This window comes from Streptomyces sp. NBC_01176, from assembly GCF_045039825.1.
GTDB lineage: Bacteria > Actinomycetota > Actinomycetes > Streptomycetales > Streptomycetaceae > Streptomyces.
Genome location: NZ_CP108600.1, coordinates 7544428 through 7560946, shown reverse-complemented (window position 1 = coordinate 7560946; position 16519 = coordinate 7544428). Strand labels below are relative to the sequence as shown.

Here is a 16519-nt window from a genome sequence, read left to right as displayed (position 1 = left end):
CGTACGGGTCCGCTCAGTCCTTGCTGATCTCCCAGAACCGGAACACGGTCGAGGAGTCGAGGCAGTTCTCCACGCCGTAGACGTTGTCCCGCGTGACCGCGTACTGCTTGGCCTGCCAGACCGGGATGACCGGGATCTGCTCGGCCACGATGTCCTGGAGCTTGTGGTACGCGGCCTCGGTGGAGGAGCGGTTGATCTGGGCGGACGTCTTCGGGAGGAGACGACCGGTGACGGTGCTGTTGCTGTAGTTGTTCTGCAGCACGTTGCCCTTGCCGAAGAAGGGGGCCGTGAAGTTGTCCGGGTCCGGGTAGTCGGGCACCCAGCCCTTCACGTAGACGCCGTACTTGCCGCGGGCGATGTCCTTCTCGTACCGGTCGTAGCGGACGGACTTCACCGTCGCGTGGAACAGCCCGCTGGCGTTGAGCTGCTGGGCGATCGCCCTGAACTCCTGGTCGGTGGCGGGGCCGTAGCGCGACGGCGTCGACCAGAGCGTCAGGGCGACCTTGCCGGTGATGCCCTGGTCCTTGAGCGCCGCGGCGGCCTTCTCCTTCGACGGATGGGCACCGTAGGTGTTGGAGAATGCCGTGTCGTGGCCCGTGATCCCGGCCGGGATGATCGAGTAGAGCGGCGTCGCCGTGCCCTGATAGACCTTGTCGACGAGGGCGTCGCGGTCGAGCAGATAGGCGATGGCCTTGCGCACCCCGAGCTTGCCGGCCACCGGGTCGTCCATGTTGAAGACCAGGTGCTGCACCTCGGCGCTGGTGCCCTCGACGACGTCGACGCCCTTGCCGGTGGAGGTGTCGTTGGTGATGTCCGCGATGCCGTCGGCGGCCAGACCCCGGTAGGCGACGTCGATCCGGTGGTCCAGCACCGCCGTCCTCAGACCGTCCTGGTCGCCGTGGAAGAACTTCAGCGTGACACCGGAGTTCTTCACCCTGGCGGTGCCCCGGTAGCTGTCGTTGACCGAGAAGACGGCCTGGTCCTTGCCGAAGGAGTCCAGCTTGTAGGGGCCCGAGCCGACCGCCTGGTGGTCCCCGCGCAGCCCGTTCCCGGCGTACTGCCGGTGGTCCACGATCGAGCCGGCACCGGAGGCGATCTTGCTCGGGAAGGTGGCGTCGGCGTACTTGAGCTTGAAGACGACCGTCCTGGCGTCCGGGGCCCGCACCGTGTCGAGCATGGGGAACATGACCGCGGGACCGGTGGGGTCGGCGATGTTCAGCATGCGGTCGAAGGAGAACTCGACGTCCTTCGAGGTGAGCGGGTCACCGTTGCTGAACTTCAGGCCGTCCCTGAGGGTGCAGGTGTAGACCGTCGTCCCGCTGCCCGAGAAGGAGCACTCCTTGGCGGCTTCGGGCGTCGGCTCCGTGGCGCCGTTGGAGAAGCTCAGCAGGGACTGGAAGACGTTGTTGAACAACAGCCAGGATCCGGGGTCGTACCCGGACGCCGGATCGGTGGCCAGGACGTCGTCGGACATCCCGATCACGAGGGAGGAGCCGGTGCTGCCGGTGCCGCCCGTTTCCGAGCCGCAGCCTGCGAGCAGGCCGATGGCCAGCCCCGTCACGACGGACAGGACTGGCCATGGGTTGCGCATGTTCACGAGGAGGTGCCTTGTCATTGGTTCTCTGGAGCGCCGGTCCGGCGGACGCCGGTCCGGGGCGGCCGACGCCCCTGAGGACCGATCAGCTGCCCACGCCGCGACCGAGCTCCCACAGCTGGAGCGTCGAGGAGGAGTTGAGGGCCCACTCGGCACCCGTGATGTCGTCCCGCGCGGCGATGTACTGCTTACCCTGCCACAGCGGCAGGATCGGCACGTCCTCGGCCACTATGTTCTGGATGTCCGTGAGGCTCTTCGACGCGGTGAGGCGGTCGGCCTCACGACGCGAGTCCGGGATCAGCGTGCCGCGGATCCGGGCGTTCACGTACGGGGAGCCGAGGGTGTTGTCCTTGTCGAGGAACGGCGCCAGGTAGTTGTCGGCGTCCGGGAAGTCGGGGAACCAACCCATGCCGTAGACCTGGTACGCGCCCTTCTGCTCGGCCGGGCGGAACGTGTCCCAGGGCGTGCCCTTGATGTCGACCTGGAACAGGCGGGTGGCGTTGAGCTGCTGCTTCAGCACCTCGAACTCCTGCTTGGTGGCCGTACCGTAGTGGTCGGTCGTGTAGTGCAGGGTGAGCTTCACCGGCGTGGTGATGCCGGCCTTGGACAGCGTCGTGGTGGCCTTGGCCACGCTCGGGTCGCCGTACTTGTTGAAGAACGAGTTCGAGTGGCCGGTGATGGTGGCCGGGACGAGCGAGTACAGCGGCTCGGCCTGGGAGCCGTACACCTTGGAGACGAGGTCACCGCGGTTGACGACCTCGGCCATCGCCTGGCGGACGGCCTTGCTCTTCACCGACGGGTCGTCGGTGTTGAAGCCGAGGTAGCGGATCTCGAGGCCGGGCATCTCGACGAGGTCGATGTTGCTGTCCGTGCCGAGGTTGCCGAGCTTCTGGATCTGGGCCGGCGTCATCGAGCGGGTCATCAGGTCGATGTCGCCCTTGTTGAGCGCGGCGCCCATGGCGTCGGCGCTGTCGAAGGACCGCATCTCGACCTTGTTGTTCTTCGGCTTCAACAGACCCTTGTAGTTCGGGTTCTTGGTGAAGACGACCTTGACCGCCGCGTCGTTCTTGACATCGGCCTCGAGGGTGTACGGGCCGGAGCCGTCGACCTGGAAACCGTCGCGCAGCTTGCCCTTGTCGTAGTCCTTGGGGTTCACGATGCCGGCGACCGGGGTCGACAGCTTGAACGGGAAGGTCGCGTCCGCGCTCTTGAGGTGGAAGATCACCTCGCGGTCGCCCTGGGTCTCGACGGTGTCGACGGTGGACAGCAGCGCGAACACACCGCTGTCGGCCTTGATCGCCATCGCGCGGTCGATCGAGAACTTCACGTCCTTGGCGGTGATCGGGTCACCGGTCGCGAACTTCAGGCCCTCGCGCAGCTTGCAGGCGTAGCGCTCGTTGCCGGAGTCGGTGAAACCGCAGCTCTCGGCAGCCTCGGGCTGGGGGTCGCCGTCACCGCGCGGCTGGACCATCAGCGTCTGGACCGTCTGACGCAGGATGTTCCAGGTACCGACGTCGTACGCGTACGCCGGGTCGAGAGGAGCCGGGGCATCCTTCGATGCGGTGAACCGGTCCGTGGTGCCGACGACGATCGCATCGCCGCCGTTGCCCCCGCTGTCGGAACCGCCACACGCGGCGAGCACCGGGGCGAGCAGACCCACAACGGCCGGCAGCACCAAAGTCTTGCGGTTCATGCTCGAGTTTCTCCAGAGCTGTCGTGTCCGTGTACACGCCATACAGGGGTGGTGCGGGCGAGTCACGGGGGTTATGGCGAGGTTCTCGCGACGACATTAGTCCGCACCGCCAGGACAGCCCCCAGAGACCGGAGTTGAGTTCCCATCACGCTGCGAAACCGGGCGCGGACGCACCGATAACCCGACAGCGGAAGGATTCGTGCAGCGTTCCACCAATCGGGACACAAGGACGTCCCGATCACGCCCGAAAAGGGGACAACGGCACACGCCGGGTTCTCTGTCGACCCTCTGTCATGTGACGAACATCACACAGTCAACTTGGCCCGGGCGTACCGGAATTCGGCCATCCGCCGGCAGATCGAATATCCCGCGACGACTTCGTTCCGCTTACCCGCGGATACCCCACGGCAATCCGAGCATTCGGATACGCACGCTGGGTGAACGGCTAGCGCATTTCCGTCATCAGGCCGCGGAGAAAGGCCAGGTCTACCTCTTCCAGCGAGGTCACGACCGTGCGCCGGGCCGCGGGGGCGATGGGCGCGATCGAGGGTACGGCAACCACCTGGCAGCCCGCGGCCTCCGCGGCCGCGACGCCGGTGGCGGTGTCCTCGATGACCGCGCATCTGGCAGGATCCGCGCCGAGACCGGCGGCCGCCAGCAGATACGGGTCGGGGAACGGCTTCGTCCGCTCCACCTCGTCGCCCGCGACGGTCAGCGTGAAGTACTGGGGTCCGAGCGAGGCCAGGATCCGGTCGATGATGCGCCGGTGCGAGGCGGAGACCAGGGCGGTGGGGATCTCGTGCGCCGCGAGCTCCGCGAGGAGCCGGGACGCGCCCGGCATCAGCGGCAGGGCCACACCGATACGACGCTCGAAGCCGTCGTTCAGCAGCACCGAGAGCTCGTCGAAGGCGATGTCGGCTCCGGTGGCCTCGATCAGGAAGTTGGCGCTGCGGCTCATGGGGCCGCCGACGACCACCTGACGCCAGGAGTCGTCGAGGGTGTGCCCGAGAGCCCTGAAGATCTCGACCTCGACGTCCCACCAGAAGCCCTCGGTGTCCACCAGGGTGCCGTCCATGTCGAGGAGTACGGCTTGCAGTGCGGAGCCTTCGGCCGTACGGGTACCGAGCGCGGGGACCGTGCTGGTCATCCTGGCGCACCTCCTTGGGGGACGATCAGGCCGGTCACCCTTCGAAGAGCAAGGGGCGACCGGCCTGCGGTGGACCGACCAGTGTACGTCGCCCGTGGCCAGAGTGCCTCTCGACACCCGCGCGGCGCGTGGCGCGGCGTCCGTCCGGCGGTTTCCGCCGGACGGACGGCACGCAGGGACCGGACCGGCACCCCCTGGTGCCGCGTGCGCGGCAGGCACCGTCCGCGCCACGGGGCGCACGGTGCCTGTCACGGGCCTAGCGCGCGTTGAAGTACTTCGCCTCGGGATGGTGGATCACGATGGCGTCCGTGGACTGCTCGGGGTGCAGCTGGAACTCCTCGGAGAGGTGGACGCCGATGCGCTCGGGCTCAAGGAGCTCGGCGATCTTCGCGCGGTCCTCCAGGTCGGGGCAGGCGCCGTACCCGAGGGAGAAGCGGGCACCCCGGTACTTGAGGGCGAACATGTCCTCGACGGCCGCCGGGTCCTCCCCCGCGAAGCCGAGCTCCGAACGGACGCGGGCGTGCCAGTACTCGGCGAGCGCCTCCGCCAACTGCACGGACAGGCCGTGCAGTTCGAGGTAGTCGCGGTAGGAGTTGGACTCGAAGAGCTTGGCGGTCTCCTCGCCGATCCGGGAGCCGACGGTGACGACCTGGAGGCCGACGACATCCGTCTCGCCGGACTCCTCGGGACGGAAGAAGTCGGCCAGGCACAGCCGCCGTCCGCGGCGCTGGCGCGGGAAGGTGAACCGGGTGCGCTCGTTGCCCTGCTCGTCCAGCAGGATCAGGTCGTCGTCCTTGGACACGCACGGGAAGTAGCCGTAGACGACGGCCGCTTCGAGCAGGTTGTCGGTCTGCAGCTTGTCCAGCAGCCCGCGCAGCCGGGGCCGGCCCTCGGTCTCGACGAGCTCCTCGTACGTCGGTCCCTCGCCCGTACGGGCCTGCTTCAGACCCCACTGGCCCTTGAACAGCGCGCCCTCGTCCAGCCAGGACGCGTACTCCTTGAGCTGGATGCCCTTGATGACACGGGTGCCCCAGAACGGCGGAGTGGGCACGGGGTTGTCGACGGAGACGTCGGAGCGGATGTGCCCCTCCTCCGGGCGCTCCTCGACCACGGTCTGCGGGGCGGCGGCCCGCACCCGGCGCTGCTTCAGTTCCGGCAGCACGGCCCCGGGCACGCCCCGCTTGACCCCGATCAACGCGTCCATCAGGCGCAGGCCCTCGAACGCGTCGCGGGCGTAGCGGACCTCGCCCTCGTAGATCTCGTACAGGTCCTGTTCGACGTACGCCCTGGTCAGGGCCGCGCCGCCGAGGATGACGGGGTAATCGGCGGACAGGCCGCGCTGGTTGAGCTCCTCCAGGTTCTCCTTCATGATCACCGTGGACTTGACCAGCAGGCCGGACATGCCGATGACGTCGGCCCGGTGCTCCTCGGCGGCGTCCAGGATCGCGGAGACCGGCTGCTTGATGCCGAGGTTGACGACGTTGTAGCCGTTGTTGGACAGGATGATGTCGACGAGGTTCTTGCCGATGTCGTGGACGTCTCCGCGCACGGTGGCCAGGACGATGGTGCCCTTGCCCTCGGCGTCCGACTTCTCCATGTGGGGCTCGAGGAAGGCCACCGCGGACTTCATGACCTCGGCGGACTGGAGCACGAACGGCAGTTGCATCTGGCCGGAGCCGAACAGTTCGCCGACCACCTTCATGCCGTCGAGCAGCGTCTCGTTGACGATGTCGAGGGCGGGGCGGTCCTGGAGGGCCTCGGCGAGGTCGTCCTCCAGTCCGTTCTTCTCGCCGTCGATGATGCGCCGCTTGAGCCGTTCGTCCAGGGGCAGGGCGGCGAGCTCCTCGGCCCTGCCCGCCTTCAGCGACTTGGTGGTGGCGCCCTCGAACAGCGCCATCAGCTTCTGCAGCGGGTCGTATCCCTCGGCGCGCCGGTCGTAGATGAGGTCGAGGGCGGTGGTGACCTGTTCGTCGTCGAAGCGCGCGATGGGCAGGATCTTGCTCGCGTGCACGATCGCGGAGTCGAGGCCCGCCTTGACGCACTCGTCGAGGAAGACCGAGTTGAGCAGGACGCGGGCCGCCGGGTTGAGGCCGAAGGAGATGTTCGAAAGGCCCAGCGTGGTCTGGACGTCGGGGCGGCGGCGCTTCAGCTCGCGGATCGCCTCGATCGTCGCGATGCCGTCCTTGCGGGACTCCTCCTGACCGGTGCAGATGGTGAAGGTCAGCGTGTCGATGAGGATGTCCGACTCGTGGATGCCCCAGTTCGCCGTCAGGTCCTCGATCAGCCGTTCGGCGATGGCGACCTTGGTCTCGACGGTGCGGGCCTGGCCCTCCTCGTCGATGGTCAGCGCGATCAGCGCGGCGCCGTGCTCCCGGGCGAGCCGGGTCACCTTCGCGAAGCGCGACTCGGGACCGTCGCCGTCCTCGTAGTTGACGGAGTTGATGACGGCCCGGCCGCCGAGCTTCTCCAGTCCCGCGCGGATGACCTCGACCTCGGTCGAGTCGAGGACGATCGGCAGCGTCGAGGCGGTGGCGAAACGTCCGGCGAGCTCCTCCATGTCCGCGACGCCGTCCCGGCCGACGTAGTCGACGCAGAGGTCGAGCATGTGGGCGCCCTCGCGGATCTGGTCGCGGGCCATCTCCACGCAGTCGTCCCAGCGGCCCGCCAGCATCGCCTCACGGAACTTCTTCGAACCGTTGGCGTTGGTGCGCTCGCCGATCGCCATGTACGCGGTGTCCTGGCGGAACGGCACGGTCTGGTAGAGCGAGGCGGCGCCGGGTTCGGGCTGCGGGTGACGTTCGGTGGGCTCGACCCCCCGTACCCGCTCGACGAGCTGACGCAGGTGCTCGGGCGTCGTACCGCAGCAGCCGCCGACCAGGGACAGGCCGTAGTCGTGGACGAAGTTCTCCTGCGCGTCGGCCAGACCCTCGGGCCCGAGCGGGAAGTGCGCGCCGTCCTTGGTCAGGACCGGCAGACCGGCGTTCGGCATGCAGAGCAGCGGGATACGGGAGTGCCGGGTGAGGTAGCGCAGGTGTTCGCTCATCTCGGCGGGGCCGGTCGAGCAGTTCAGGCCGATCATGTCGATGCCGAGCGGCTCCAGCGCGGTGAGCGCGGCGCCGATCTCGGAGCCGAGCAGCATCGTTCCGGTCGTCTCGAACGCCATCGAGCACAGCAGCGGCAGGTCGAGTCCCAGCGCCTCCATGGCGCGACGGGCGCCCAGCAGGGAGGCCTTGGTCTGCAGCAGGTCCTGGGTGGTCTCGACGATCAGGGCGTCGGCGCCGCCCGCGATCAGTCCCTCGGCGTTCGCCTGGAAGCCGTCGCGCAGTGTGCCGTAGGCGACGTGGCCGAGGGTCGGCAGCTTCGTGCCGGGGCCGATGGAGCCGAGGACCCAGCGCCGGCGGCCGTCGCGGGCGGCGAAGTCGTCCGCGACCTCGCGGGCCAGCCGGGCTCCCGCCTCGGACAGTTCGAGGACACGGTCGGCGATGTCGTACTCGGCCATGGCCGAGTGGTTCGCCCCGAAGGTGTTCGTCTCGACGCAGTCGACGCCGACATCGAAATAGGCTTTGTGGACCGAACGGACGATGTCGGGCCGGGTGAGGTTCAGGATCTCGTTGCAGCCTTCGAGGTTCTCGAAGTCCTCCAGCGTCGGGTCCTGAGCCTGCAGCATCGTGCCCATCGCGCCGTCGGCCACCACGACACGGTCCGCGAGGGCCTCGCGCAGTGCGGCGATACGGGTCCGGTTCTCGGCGAGCTCGGACGGAGGGGACGGGTTCGGCAACGAAGCCATGAAGGTGCTCCCTGGAGTGCGACGGCTGTCGGCTTTGCGCTTCCCATGGAAGGCGCACGCCGTCAGGGTAGCCCGGAGCACCACCGGAGGGTCAGTGGCGTCCAGGGGACGGACGCGCGTGGCGGAGGCGACCGGGGTGTTAAGACAGACGCGACATCTTGCGACCACCTATTAGCGGGAGCTCGTCGACGACCGGTAGTGTTCGACATTGCCGAACGGCGGCAGCGCAGGGGCCCGCCAACGGCCCAAGGGGAACGGAGGCAGCACGGCGATGGCACGGAACATCCAGTCGCTCGAACGGGCGGCGGCGATGCTGCGCCTGCTCGCGGGCGGCGAGCGACAGCTCGGTCTGTCCGACATCGCCTCGTCGCTGGGCCTGGCCAAAGGTACGGCCCACGGCATACTGCGCACCCTTCAGCAGGAGGGCTTCGTCGAGCAGGACACCGTCTCCGGGCGCTACCAGCTCGGCGCCGAACTGCTGCGCCTCGGGACGACCTATCTGGACGTGCACGAACTGCGGGCGCGGGCGCTGGTGTGGACCGACGACCTGGCCCGTTCCAGCGGGGAGAGCGTCTATCTGGGGGTCCTGCACCAACAGGGGGTGCTCATCGTGCACCACGTGTTCCGGCCCGACGACAGCCGGCAGGTGCTGGAGGTCGGGGCCATGCAGCCGCTGCACTCCACGGCACTGGGCAAGGTCCTGTCGGCGTACGACCCGGTGGCGCACAGCGAGGTCCTGGAGGCCGAGCGCAACGAGTTCACGGCCCGGACGGTCAGCGCGCTGGAGCAGTTCGAGGGGGTTCTCGACCTGACCCGGGCACGCGGCTACGCGGACGACGTCGAGGAGACCTGGACGGGCGTCGCCTCGGTCGCGGCGCCGATCCACAACCGGCGGCGGATGCCGGTCGGCGCGGTGGGCATCACCGGCGCCGTCGAGCGGGTCTGCAAGGACGGGGAGCTGCGCCCCGAGCTGATCGCGGCGGTGCGCGACTGCGCCCGCGCGGTGTCGCGGGACCTGGGGGCCGGGCGGTTCTGACGCCCGGCCGCCGGCGGCGGCACGCGGGCACCCGCGCGCGGTGGCTCGTGCGTCCGCGTGCGCCCTCCCGCGCCGTTCCCTGAGCCATCGGGCCGGTACGTCGCCGACGTACCGGCCTTTCGCGCGGTCGCGCGCACCCCCGAACGTGCCCGGCACTGCCGTCCCGCACCCCACGGAACGTGCCCCGGCGCTGCCGCCCGAGCGTGCCCCGCGCCTCCGCGGAACGCGCCTCGCACGCATGCGGAACGGGCCCCGCGCGCACGTCACGTACCCGTTCGCGTGCGATGCGCATCCGCTCGAAGATCGATAGCTCACAGCAATCAATAACGATCGTGTTTTCGATAACGGAACCCTTGACGAGCTGGTAACACCGGGGCAAGACTCCCGTCCATCGGTCGACATTGTCGAACACCTGACGACAAAAGCGTTAGGGTGTGGCAGTGCCAGCGGCCGTCATCGCTCTCACCCCCGAGGGCGCGAACCACCGGAGGGACCCGGGGTTCGGCTTCCCCTGGACGAAGGACAAAGGAGTCGCGGGTGTCCAGCTCCGACATCTTCATCGGCGAGACCATAGGTACCGCCATACTCATCCTGCTCGGTGGTGGCGTCTGCGCCGCCGTCACGCTGAAGGCCTCCAAGGCCCGTAACGCCGGCTGGCTCGCCATCGCCTTCGGGTGGGGTTTCGCAGTCCTCACGGCCGTCTACACCTCCGCGCCGCTGTCGGGCGCGCACCTGAACCCGGCCGTGACGCTGGCGCTCACCATCAAGGACGGCGGCTGGAACAACCTGCCGGTGTACTGGGGCGGCCAGTTGCTGGGCGCCATGATCGGTGCCACGCTGGTCTGGGTCGTGTACTACGGACAGTTCCGTGCGCATCTGACCGACCCCGAGATCGTCGGCGCGGCCGAGGAGGGGGCCTCCAAGGCCGTCGAGGCCGAGGAGCCGGCCGCCGGCCCCGTGCTCGGCATCTTCTCCACCGGTCCCGAGATCCGCCACGCGCTCCAGAACCTCGCCACGGAGATCATCGGCACCGTCGTGCTGGTGCTCGCGGTCCTCACTCAGGGTCTGAACGACAAGGGCAACGGCCTCGGCCCCCTCGGTGCCCTGATCACCGCGCTCGTCGTCGTCGCCATCGGCCTCTCCCTCGGTGGCCCCACCGGCTACGCGATCAACCCGGCCCGTGACCTCGGTCCGCGCATCGTGCACGCCCTGCTCCCCCTGCCGAACAAGGGTGGTTCCGACTGGAGCTACGCCTGGGTCCCCGTCGTCGGTCCGCTGATCGGCGGAGCGATCGCCGCAGGCCTCTACAACGTCGCCTTCGCTTAGGAGCATCGCCGAAGCACCGCTCGGGAACACCGCCCAGGAGCACCGCCGAAGAGCCGAACGCCTCGAGGCACGCCCGAAGCACCGCTTACCGCACCTCCAGAGCAGCGCGACGTAAACACGTAGACACCGCCCTTCCATTCGGAACCTTCAGGAGCACACCGTGACCGACGCACACACCGCCGGCCCCTTCATCGCCGCGATCGACCAGGGCACCACCTCGTCCCGCTGCATCGTCTTCGACCGCGACGGCCGCATCGTCTCCGTCGACCAGAAGGAGCACGAGCAGATCTTCCCGAAGCCGGGCTGGGTCGAGCACGACGCCACCGAGATCTGGACCAACGTCCAGGAAGTCGTGGCCGGGGCCATCGAGAAGGCCTGCATCACCCGCGACGACATCAAGGCGATCGGCATCACCAACCAGCGTGAGACCACGCTGCTGTGGGACAAGAACACCGGCGAGCCCGTCCACAACGCCATCGTCTGGCAGGACACCCGCACCGACGCGCTCTGCAGGGAGCTCGGCCGCAACGTCGGTCAGGACCGCTTCCGCCGCGAGACCGGCCTGCCGCTCGCGTCGTACTTCGCCGGCCCCAAGGCGCGCTGGCTGCTCGACAACGTCGAGGGCCTGCGTGAGCGCGCCGAGGCCGGGGACATCCTCTTCGGCACGATGGACACCTGGGTCATCTGGAACCTGACGGGCGGTGTCGACGGCGGCCACCACGTGACCGACGTCACCAACGCCTCCCGCACCATGCTGATGAACCTGCACACCCTCGAGTGGGACGAGAAGATCGCCGAGTCCATCGGCGTCCCGCTCGCGATGCTCCCCGAGATCCGCTCCTCCGCCGAGGTCTACGGCGAGGTCACCGGAGGCCCGCTCGGCGAGCTGCTCGGCGGCATCCCGGTCGCCTCCGCGCTCGGCGACCAGCAGGCGGCCCTGTTCGGCCAGACCTGTTTCTCCGAGGGCGAGGCCAAGTCCACGTACGGCACCGGCACGTTCATGCTGATGAACACCGGCGACAAGATCATCAACTCGTACTCGGGCCTGCTGACCACCGTCGGCTACCGCATCGGGGACCAGGCTCCGGTGTACGCCCTCGAGGGCTCCATCGCCGTCACCGGTTCGCTGGTGCAGTGGATGCGCGACCAGATGGGCCTGATCAAGTCCGCCGCCGAGATCGAGACGCTCGCGTCGTCGGTCGAGGACAACGGCGGCGCCTACTTCGTACCGGCCTTCTCCGGCCTGTTCGCCCCGTACTGGCGCTCCGACGCCCGCGGTGTGATCGCCGGTCTGACCCGGTACGTCACCAAGGCGCACATCGCGCGCGCCGTCCTGGAGGCCACCGCCTGGCAGACCCGCGAGATCACCGACGCCATGACGAAGGACTCCGGCGTCGAGCTCACGGCCCTCAAGGTCGACGGCGGCATGACCTCCAACAACCTGCTGATGCAGACCCTCGCCGACTTCCTGGACGCCCCCGTGGTGCGCCCGATGGTCGCCGAGACCACCTGCCTCGGCGCCGCCTACGCCGCCGGCCTCGCCGTCGGCTTCTGGTCCAACACCGAGGACCTGCGCGCCAACTGGCGCCGGGCCGCGGAGTGGACCCCCAACATGGACGCGGACACCCGCGACCGTGAGTACAAGAGCTGGCTCAAGGCCGTCGAGCGGACCATGGGCTGGATCGAAGACGAGAACTGAGGAGCAAGAACCCGCATGACCAGCCAGCCCACCCTGCAGACCGTGCCTGCCCTCGGTACGCACCCGGCCTCCGGTTCCAACCCGAGCCGCGCCGAGACCCGGGAACAGCTCTCCAAGGCGACGTACGACCTCCTCGTGATCGGCGGCGGCATCCTGGGCATCTCCACCGCCTGGCACGCCGCGCAGTCCGGTCTGCGGGTGGCCCTGGTCGACGCCGGCGACTTCGCCGGCGCCACCTCCTCCGCCTCCTCCAAGCTTCTCCACGGCGGTCTGCGCTACCTGCAGACCGGCGCGGTGAAGCTGGTGGCGGAGAACCACTTCGAGCGCCGTGCGGTCTCCCGTCAGGTGGCTCCTCACCTGGCGAACCCGCTCACGTTCTACCTCCCCGTGTACAAGGGCGGGCCGCACGGCGCGGCGAAGCTCGGAGCCGGCGTGTTCGCGTACTCGGCGCTCTCCGCGTTCGGTGACGGCGTGGGGCACCTGCTGAGCCCGTCGAAGGCGGCACAGGACGTGCCGGAGCTGCGCACCGAGAACCTGAAGGCCGTCGCGGTGTACGGCGACGACCAGATGAACGACTCCCGGATGGCGCTGATGACCGTCCGCGCCGCCGTCGAGTCCGGCGCGGTCGTCCTCAACCACGCCGAGGTGACCGGTCTGCGCTTCACCCGGGGACGGGTCACGGGAGCGGAGCTGAAGGACCGCACGGACGGCGCCGAGTTCGGCGTCGACGCGCGCCTCGTCCTCAACGCCACCGGCCCCTGGGTCGACCACCTGCGCCGGATGGAGGACGCGAACGCCGCGCCGTCCATCCGCCTGTCCAAGGGCGCGCACCTGGTCCTCAAGCGCACCTCCCCCTGGAAGGCCGCGCTCGCGACCCCGATCGACAAGTACCGCATCACCTTCGCCCTCCCCTGGGAGGACATGCTGCTGCTCGGCACCACCGACGAGGAGTACGAGGGCGACCCGGGCGAGGTCGCGGTCAACGAGAAGGACATAGCCCAGATCCTCGACGAGGCCGCGTTCTCCATCCGCGACCAGCAGCTCTCCCGTGATCTCATCACGTACTCCTTCGCCGGTCTGCGGGTGCTGCCCGGCGGCCCCGGCGACACCTCGAAGGCGAAGCGCGAGACGGTCGTCACCGAAGGCCGTGGCGGCATGCTCTCCGTCGCGGGCGGCAAGTGGACCACGTTCCGGCACATCGGCCGCACGGTCATGAAGAAGCTGGAGTCGCTGCCGGGCCACCCGCTGGGCGAGGACTTCGAGCCGATCTCCGCGCTGCCGAAGAAGCTGCCGCTGCCGGGTGTCGCCAACCCGCGCGCGGTCGCCCACCGGCTGCTCGTCGACGGCCCGGCGCCCGGCCCGCGCATGGGCGCCGACACCGCCCGGCACCTCGCGACGCACTACGGTTCGCTGGCCTTCGACATCGCGCGCCTCGCGAACGAGGACGCGGCGCTCGGCGAGCGCGTCCACCCGGACGCCCCCGAGATCTGGGCGCAGGTCGTGTGGGCCCGGGACCACGAGTGGGCCGAGACGACGGACGATGTGCTGCGCCGCCGTACGACGCTGACGATCCGCGGTCTCGCCACGGACGAGATCCGCGCCAGGGTGCAGGACGTGCTCGACAAGAAGTAGGAAGTGACCAGAGCGCACCGGTCCCCCTCTTGCGTGGATTGCGCCGGCGGTTCGAGGAATAGTCCGAACCCTGCGGAAGGGGCGGCTCCCACGGGGGGAGCCGCCCCTTCCGCACATGACGGCGCGCCTCCGCACGCCCCGTCGCGAAGGAACCTCCACCGGCCCCCGGGGCCCGGGCGCCTCGCGCACCTTCGCCGGCCCGAGGGGGTACGCCGATGCCCTCGGGCCCGCGATCCGGGGGCGCTCGCCCGATCCGGCCAGGGATTTCGTGTCCGTTCAACCCGCTGACCCCACATAATGGCCTGAGACATCGGAGGTCTGAGGGACATCCGGAGTGACAGGGAGGTCCGCCATGGCAGTCACCGACGAGGCGATCGAGAAGATCAAGGGCATGATCGTCTCCGGCACGCTGCGCCCCGGCGACCGGCTTCCCAAGGAGAGCGAGCTCGCCGCGGACCTCGGGCTGTCCCGCAACTCCCTGCGGGAGGCGGTGCGCGCGCTCTCCCTGATCCGCATCCTGGACGTGCGCCAGGGCGACGGCACGTACGTGACCAGCCTGGATCCCCAGCTCCTCCTGGAGGCGCTGAGTTTCGTCGTCGACTTTCACCGCGACGACACGGTGCTGGAATTCCTCGCGGTGCGCCGCATCCTGGAGCCCGCGGCGACCGCGATGGCCACGTCCAGGATCAGCGAGCAGCAGCTGGACGCGCTGACCTCCCAACTGGACGTGCTCGGCGCCGCGCCCTCGGTGGAGGAACTCGTCGCCGCCGACCTGGAGTTCCACCGGGGCATCGTGCAGAGCTCCGGGAACTCGGTCCTGTGCTCTCTGCTGGACGGCCTGTCGGGGCCCACCACCCGGGCGCGGATCTGGCGCGGTCTGACCCAGGAGGACGCCGTCAGCCGCACCCTCCACGAGCACCGGGCCATCCTGACCGCCCTGCGCGACCGTGACGCGGAGGCGGCCCGCTCCTGGGCGACGGTGCACATCGCGAGCGTGGAGCAGTGGCTGCGCAGCACGCTCTGACCGGCCACCGCACGGATCCGTGCACCGACCCGGCCCGCTCCGCCACCGACCCGGCCGGCGCGCGCAGCTGCGCCCCCGGCCCGTGCACCCGGCCCGCGCACCGCAGCCCCGTCCTTTTCCGCGGGTTCGGGGCACCCTCTTCCCGCAGGCCTGACGCCCCTCTTCCCCCAGGTCCGGGGCGTACGGTTCCGGCAGCGGGCGGACAGCGTCCGCGCGTCGTACGCCCCGCTCCCCCGGTCATCGGCGCGTCGTACGCCCCGCTCCCCCGGTCATCGGACGTATCACCCGTCCGCGGAGCGGCCTCCCTGGTCGACGGCGAAGTTGACCAAGGACAGCTCGGATGACTCGAGGGTGTTTCAGGGGGAGGAACGGGGCAGTGATCCGTTCACTCCCCTGTGCAAGGGGGCTGCGGAGGCACCCTCGGCACGCCGTAAGGTTGGGGCGTACGCGAGGGCACGTCGGAAGGAGGCGCTGGGTGATCGAGCTGGAGGGGGTTCCCGAGCTGATCGACCCAGTCATGGTGGCCGCGTTCGAGGGCTGGAACGACGCCGGCGACGCCGCCTCCACCGCGGTCGCGCACCTGGACAGGGAGTGGAAGGGCGAGGTCTTCGCGGCGCTCGACGCCGAGGACTACTACGACTTCCAGGTGAACCGCCCCACGGTGTGGCTGGACGGCGGCGTGCGCAAGATCACCTGGCCGACCACGCGTCTGTCGGTGGTCCGGGTCGGCGGTGCGAAGCCGCGCGACCTCGTGCTGGTGAGGGGCATCGAGCCGTCGATGCGGTGGCGTTCGTTCTGCAACGAGCTGCTCGGCTTCGCGCACGAGCTGGGTGTGGAGCTGGTGGTGATCCTGGGCGCACTGCTCGGTGACACGCCGCACACCCGTCCGGTGCCGGTCAGCGGGGTCACCTCCGATTCCGACCTGGCCCGCACGATGGACCTGGAGGAGACGAAGTACGAGGGCCCCACGGGCATCGTCGGCATCCTCCAGGAGGCGTGCACGCACGCGGGCGTACCGGCGGTGTCGCTGTGGGCGGCCGTACCGCACTACGTCTCGCAGCCGCCGAACCCGAAGGCGACGCTGGCCCTCCTCAACCGCCTGGAGGACCTGATCGACCTCCGGATCCCGCTGGGCGAGCTGCCCGAGGACGCGCGGGCCTGGCAGCTGGGCGTCGACCAGCTGGCCGCCGAGGACAGCGAGGTCGCCGAGTACGTGCAGACGCTGGAGGAGGCCCGGGACACCGCCGAGCTTCCGGAGGCGTCGGGCGAGGCCATCGCGCGCGAGTTCGAGCGGTATCTGCGGCGGCGGGACGGCGGAGGTCCGGCGGGCCCGGCTCCCGGCGGTCACGCCACGGCCGACGGCAGTGACAGCGCGTCCTATCTGCGGGACAACCCGGGCGCGCGCCCGAAGCCGTCCAAGCCCCCGAAGCCGGACACCGAGACCGACACGGACACCGGTAGCAGCAGCGGCAGCAGCAGCGAGGACGAGGACTCGTCGGAGGACTGAGCGGACGGGCGGCTCACGCGGGCGATTCGACCCCGCGATTCGACCCCGCGATTCGAGCGGACGGGGCGGTGCGC

Annotated in this window: 10 protein-coding genes; 6 read left to right on the top strand and 4 right to left on the bottom strand. The window is 69.5% G+C overall.

The window, feature by feature from the left end:
* Window positions 1-13 precede the first annotated feature (13 nt).
* The 4 genes from OG199_RS32765 to metH all read right to left on the bottom strand — a co-directional run bounded on the left by OG199_RS32765 (window position 14) and on the right by metH (window position 8221).
* Window positions 14-1597, bottom strand: a complete 1584-nt coding sequence (locus OG199_RS32765; RefSeq protein ID WP_405832508.1) for an ABC transporter substrate-binding protein — start codon at window positions 1595-1597, stop codon at window positions 14-16.
* An 82-nt stretch (window positions 1598-1679) separates the two neighbouring features.
* A complete protein-coding gene (locus tag OG199_RS32760; protein ID WP_356806116.1) occupies window positions 1680-3287 on the bottom strand; it encodes an ABC transporter substrate-binding protein in 1608 nt (535 codons plus the stop codon).
* A gap of 445 nt (window positions 3288-3732) precedes the next feature.
* A complete protein-coding gene (locus OG199_RS32755) occupies window positions 3733-4434 on the bottom strand; it encodes an HAD family phosphatase (protein ID WP_356806118.1) in 702 nt (233 codons plus the stop codon).
* Window positions 4435-4690: 256 nt separating this feature from the next.
* Complete coding sequence (metH, locus tag OG199_RS32750; protein WP_401802847.1) at window positions 4691-8221, bottom strand: methionine synthase; 3531 nt, start codon at window positions 8219-8221, stop codon at window positions 4691-4693.
* 271 nt (window positions 8222-8492) lie between these two features.
* On the opposite strand from metH, the gene OG199_RS32745 reads away from it, so the two are divergent.
* The 6 genes from OG199_RS32745 to OG199_RS32720 all read left to right on the top strand — a co-directional run bounded on the left by OG199_RS32745 (window position 8493) and on the right by OG199_RS32720 (window position 16445).
* Complete coding sequence (locus tag OG199_RS32745) at window positions 8493-9257, top strand: IclR family transcriptional regulator (protein WP_168527299.1); 765 nt, start codon at window positions 8493-8495, stop codon at window positions 9255-9257.
* Between the two features lie 537 nt (window positions 9258-9794).
* On the top strand, window positions 9795-10583 hold the full coding sequence (locus OG199_RS32740; RefSeq protein ID WP_356808968.1) for an MIP/aquaporin family protein: 789 nt from the start codon (window positions 9795-9797) through the stop codon (window positions 10581-10583).
* 160 nt (window positions 10584-10743) lie between these two features.
* Window positions 10744-12282: a glycerol kinase GlpK gene (gene glpK / locus OG199_RS32735; protein ID WP_405832504.1), complete on the top strand. Its 1539-nt coding sequence runs from the start codon at window positions 10744-10746 to the stop codon at window positions 12280-12282.
* 15 nt (window positions 12283-12297) lie between these two features.
* The gene (locus OG199_RS32730; RefSeq protein WP_401802851.1) at window positions 12298-13914 is read left to right on the top strand and encodes an FAD-dependent oxidoreductase; all 1617 of its coding nucleotides are present in this window, start codon (window positions 12298-12300) and stop codon (window positions 13912-13914) included.
* A gap of 352 nt (window positions 13915-14266) precedes the next feature.
* Complete coding sequence (locus OG199_RS32725) at window positions 14267-14938, top strand: FadR/GntR family transcriptional regulator (protein WP_266697913.1); 672 nt, start codon at window positions 14267-14269, stop codon at window positions 14936-14938.
* A 475-nt stretch (window positions 14939-15413) separates the two neighbouring features.
* Entirely contained in the window at window positions 15414-16445 is a 1032-nt protein-coding gene (locus tag OG199_RS32720) for a PAC2 family protein (RefSeq protein ID WP_405832502.1), read from the top strand.
* Window positions 16446-16519: the final 74 nt, after the last annotated feature.

Bases quoted from the DNA above. Each gene is read 5' to 3' on its own strand.
- OG199_RS32760 (WP_356806116.1), bottom strand. From the start codon at position 3,287: ATGAACCGCAAGACTTTGGTGCTGCCGGCCGTTGTGGGTCTGCTCGCC.
- OG199_RS32755 (WP_356806118.1), bottom strand. From the start codon at position 4,434: ATGACCAGCACGGTCCCCGCGCTCGGTACCCGTACGGCCGAAGGCTCC.
- metH (WP_401802847.1), bottom strand. From the start codon at position 8,221: ATGGCTTCGTTGCCGAACCCGTCCCCTCCGTCCGAGCTCGCCGAGAAC.
- OG199_RS32745 (WP_168527299.1), top strand. From the start codon at position 8,493: ATGGCACGGAACATCCAGTCGCTCGAACGGGCGGCGGCGATGCTGCGC.
- OG199_RS32730 (WP_401802851.1), top strand. From the start codon at position 12,298: ATGACCAGCCAGCCCACCCTGCAGACCGTGCCTGCCCTCGGTACGCAC.
- OG199_RS32725 (WP_266697913.1), top strand. From the start codon at position 14,267: ATGGCAGTCACCGACGAGGCGATCGAGAAGATCAAGGGCATGATCGTC.